3 protein-coding genes are annotated in these 3,428 nt (G+C 69.7%); 1 reads left to right on the forward strand and 2 read right to left on the reverse strand.

Features of this window, described 5'->3' with window-relative positions; all coding sequences use genetic code 11:
- Positions 1-30 precede the first annotated feature (30 nt).
- Positions 31-1,287 carry an RsmB/NOP family class I SAM-dependent RNA methyltransferase gene (locus ACK42S_RS16650; protein ID WP_409710153.1) on the reverse strand — a complete coding sequence of 419 codons (1,257 nt, stop codon included), beginning with the start codon at positions 1,285-1,287 and terminating at the stop codon, positions 31-33.
- A gap of 31 nt (positions 1,288-1,318) precedes the next feature.
- The gene (purN, locus tag ACK42S_RS16655) at positions 1,319-1,945 is read right to left on the reverse strand and encodes a phosphoribosylglycinamide formyltransferase (RefSeq protein WP_409710156.1); all 627 of its coding nucleotides are present in this window, start codon (positions 1,943-1,945) and stop codon (positions 1,319-1,321) included.
- A gap of 119 nt (positions 1,946-2,064) precedes the next feature.
- Between purN and ACK42S_RS16660 the strand changes: the two genes are divergently transcribed.
- A partial coding sequence (locus ACK42S_RS16660) for a tryptophan--tRNA ligase (protein WP_409710159.1) occupies positions 2,065-3,428 on the forward strand: 1,364 nt, incomplete at its 3' end.

Below are 3,428 nucleotides of genomic sequence, written 5' to 3' on the forward strand. Positions count from 1 at the left end.
GCCCGGCTTCGGGCGGCCGGGCGCCGGGCCTCAGCGCCGTTCCCACACCGCGGCAAAAAAGCCATCGGTGGCATGGCGGTGAGGCCATAGCCGCAGGCTATCGCCTTGGACGAGGCTCGCGGCCTGCGGCACCTTGGCCTGGGCCAGGGCCTCGGTGGCGCTGAGCCCCCGGAATTCGGGGTGCGCCTCGCTGAAGGACTGGGCGACCTGCTCGTTCTCCTCGGACAGGACGCTGCAGGTGGCGTAGACCAGCCGCCCGCCCGGCTTGAGCAGGCGCGCCGCACCGTCGAGGATGGCCCGCTGCCGGGCCTGCAGTTCGGCCACGGCCTGCGGCGACTGCCGCCACTTCAAATCGGGGTTGCGGCGCAGCGTGCCCAGGCCGGAACAGGGCGCATCGACCAGTACACGATCCACCTTGCCAGCCAGTCGCTTGATACGTTCGTCGCGTTCGTGGGCGATCTGGGCCGGGTAGACGTTCGACAGGCCGCTGCGCGCCAGGCGGGGTTTGAGCTTTTCCAGTCGATGGCCCGAGACGTCGAAGGCGTACAGCCGCCCGGTGTTGCGCATCGCCGCGCCCAGGGCCAGGGTCTTGCCCCCGGCACCGGCGCAGAAGTCCACCACCATCTCGCCGCGCTTGGCGCCGGTGAGCAGCACGAGGAGCTGGCTGCCCTCGTCCTGCACCTCGACGTCGCCGCGGCTGAAGACCTCAAGCTTGTTCAGCGCCGGCTTGCCCTGCACCCGCAAGCCCCAGGGGGAGTACGGCGTGGGCACGGCCTGGATGCCGGCGGCCGCCAGCTCGGTCTGGACCGCCTCCACCTTCGCCTTGAGCACGTTGACACGCAGGTCCAGCGGGGCCGGCCGGGACAGACTGTCAACCAGGGGCCAGAACTCGTCGCCCAAGGCGTCCTTGAGCGCACCGGCCAGCCAGTCGGGCAGGTTGTGGCGCAGCTTCTCGGGCAGCGTCGCCGCCTGCACGGCCTGCACCTGGGCCAGCCAGGCCTGCTCGTTGGGGCCCGTCGCGGCGCGCAATATGGCCTCCCCGCCCTGCCAGGCCAGCAGCGCCAGGCGGCGCTCCAGGGCGCCATGGCCCGATTGGGCGAAGTGCTGGTAGTACAGCCGCCGCCTCAGCACGGCGTACGCGGTTTCCGCCAGGGCGTGCCGCTCGCGCGGCCCCAGTGTGCGGTGCTGGCGGAAGAAGGCGGACACCACCGCGTCGGCCGGCGCGTCCAGCTTCAGGATGGCGCGCAGGAGTTCGGTGGCGAGATCGACCAGGGCGTTCGGATGCATGGCGCGGGATTATCCCCGGCCACGGCAAGGCTTACAGCAGCAGTTGTGCCTCGCCGCCGCGGTGGGTGACGATCCCCTTGCGCAGCTCCAGGGCGCCTTCGACCATCCAGCGCACGGCACGCGGATAGATGATGTGCTCCCGGGCCAGCACCCGCGCGGCCAGACTGTCCTCGGTGTCGTCGGGCAGCACGGGCACGGCGGCCTGGACGATGATGGGGCCGTGGTCGAGTTCGGGGGTGACCAGGTGCACCGTGGCGCCGGCCAGCTTACAACCGGCCTCCAGGGCCCTGCGATGGGTGTGCAGCCCGGGGAAGGCCGGCAGCAGCGAGGGATGGATGTTCACCAGACGGCCCTGGTAGTGCTGAACGAAACGCGCCGTGAGGATGCGCATGAAGCCGGCCAGGGCCACCACGTCGGGCTGGTGGGTGTCGATCACGCGGGCCAGTTCGGCATCGAAGGCCTCGCGGCTGACGTGCTGGGTGTGGTCCACCACGGCAGTGGGGATGCCGCGGGCGGCGGCGAACTGCAGGCCCTTGGCGTGCGGGCGGTTGCTGATCACGGCGGCGATCCGGGCGCCCCATTGCTCGGCCTCGCAGGCCTGGACGATGGCTTCCATGTTCGAGCCCCGCCCCGAGATCAGGATCACGATGCGTTTCATGGGGCGGCAGTGTAGCCGTTGCCTTTCCCGGCCCGCGCAGGCCCGGGACGCCGCACCTACAATCTTGCGCTTGCACCGCGATGCCTTCGCGCCACCTTCTTCTTCGTGCAGCGTCTTCCATGACCCAACGCGTCCTCACCGGCATCACCACCACCGGCACCCCCCACCTGGGCAACTACGTCGGCGCGATCCGCCCGACCGTGCAGGCCAGCCTGGAGCCCGGCGTGGAGAGCTTCCTCTTCCTGGCCGACTACCACGCACTGATCAAGTGCGACGAGCCCGAGCGCATCGAGCGCTCACGCCTGGAGATCGCCGCGGCCTGGCTGGCCGCCGGGCTCGATCCGCAGCGCGTGACCTTCTACCGGCAGAGCGACATCCCCGAGACGCCCGAGCTCACCTGGCTGCTGACCTGCGTCACCGCCAAGGGCCTGATGAACCGGGCGCACGCCTACAAGGCCGCCACCGATGCCAACGAAGCCGCCGGCGAGGACCCGGATGCCAACGTCACGATGGGGCTGTTCAGCTACCCCATCCTGATGGCCGCCGACATCTTGCTGTTCAATGCCCACCGCGTGCCCGTGGGCCGCGACCAGGTGCAGCACATCGAGATGGCGCGCGACATCGCGCAGCGCTTCAATCACCTGTTCGGGCGTGGGCGCGAGTACTTCGTGCTGCCGCAGGCGCAGATCGACGATCATGTGGCCACGCTGCCCGGCCTGGACGGCCGCAAAATGTCCAAGAGCTACGACAACACCATCCCGCTGTTCGAAGGCGGAGCCAAGGGCCTGAAGGAGGCCATCGCCCGCATCGTGACCGACTCGCGCGCTCCCGGCGAACCGAAGGAGCCCGAGGGCTCGGCCCTGGTGATGATCCATGACGCCTTTGCCGATGCCGCCCAGCGCGAAGCCTTCCGGGCCGACCTGCGTGGCGGGCTGGGCTGGGGCGAAGCCAAGCAGCGGCTGCTGGCGCTGATCGAGGCGCACATCGGGCCGATGCGCGAGGCCTATGACCGCTACATGGCCCACCCCGAGCAGGTGGAAGAGATCCTGCAGGCCGGCGCACGCAAGGCCCGCGCGGTGGCCACGCCGTTCCTGAAGGAACTGCGCCATGCCGTGGGCCTGCGGCCGATGGTGGCTGTGCCTCGTGCGCCTGCCAAGGCCACGCCGGCCGCCAAGACCCCGGCCCTGCCGGACTTCAAGCACTACCGCGAGAACGGCCTGTTCTACTTCAAGCTCACTGCGCCCGATGGCCGCGTACTGCTGCAAAGCAGCGGACTGGCCGAAGGCCGTGAAGCGGGAGGCTGGGTCAAGCGATTGCGCACCGAGGGCGCCGCGGCACTGGACGAGGCGCCGGTGTCGCTGGGTGAAGGGGTGGAACGTGCTGCGGTCGAGGCAGCGCTGGAGGAATCGGTGGAGGCCCAAAAGAGGACAAAAAAAAAGCGCGGGGGGAAAAACGAGATTTCTTGGTTCTTCGCTCCCCTGTT

Source organism: Caldimonas sp., assembly GCF_046289365.1.
In the GTDB taxonomy this organism is placed as follows: Bacteria; Pseudomonadota; Gammaproteobacteria; order Burkholderiales; family Burkholderiaceae_C; genus Caldimonas.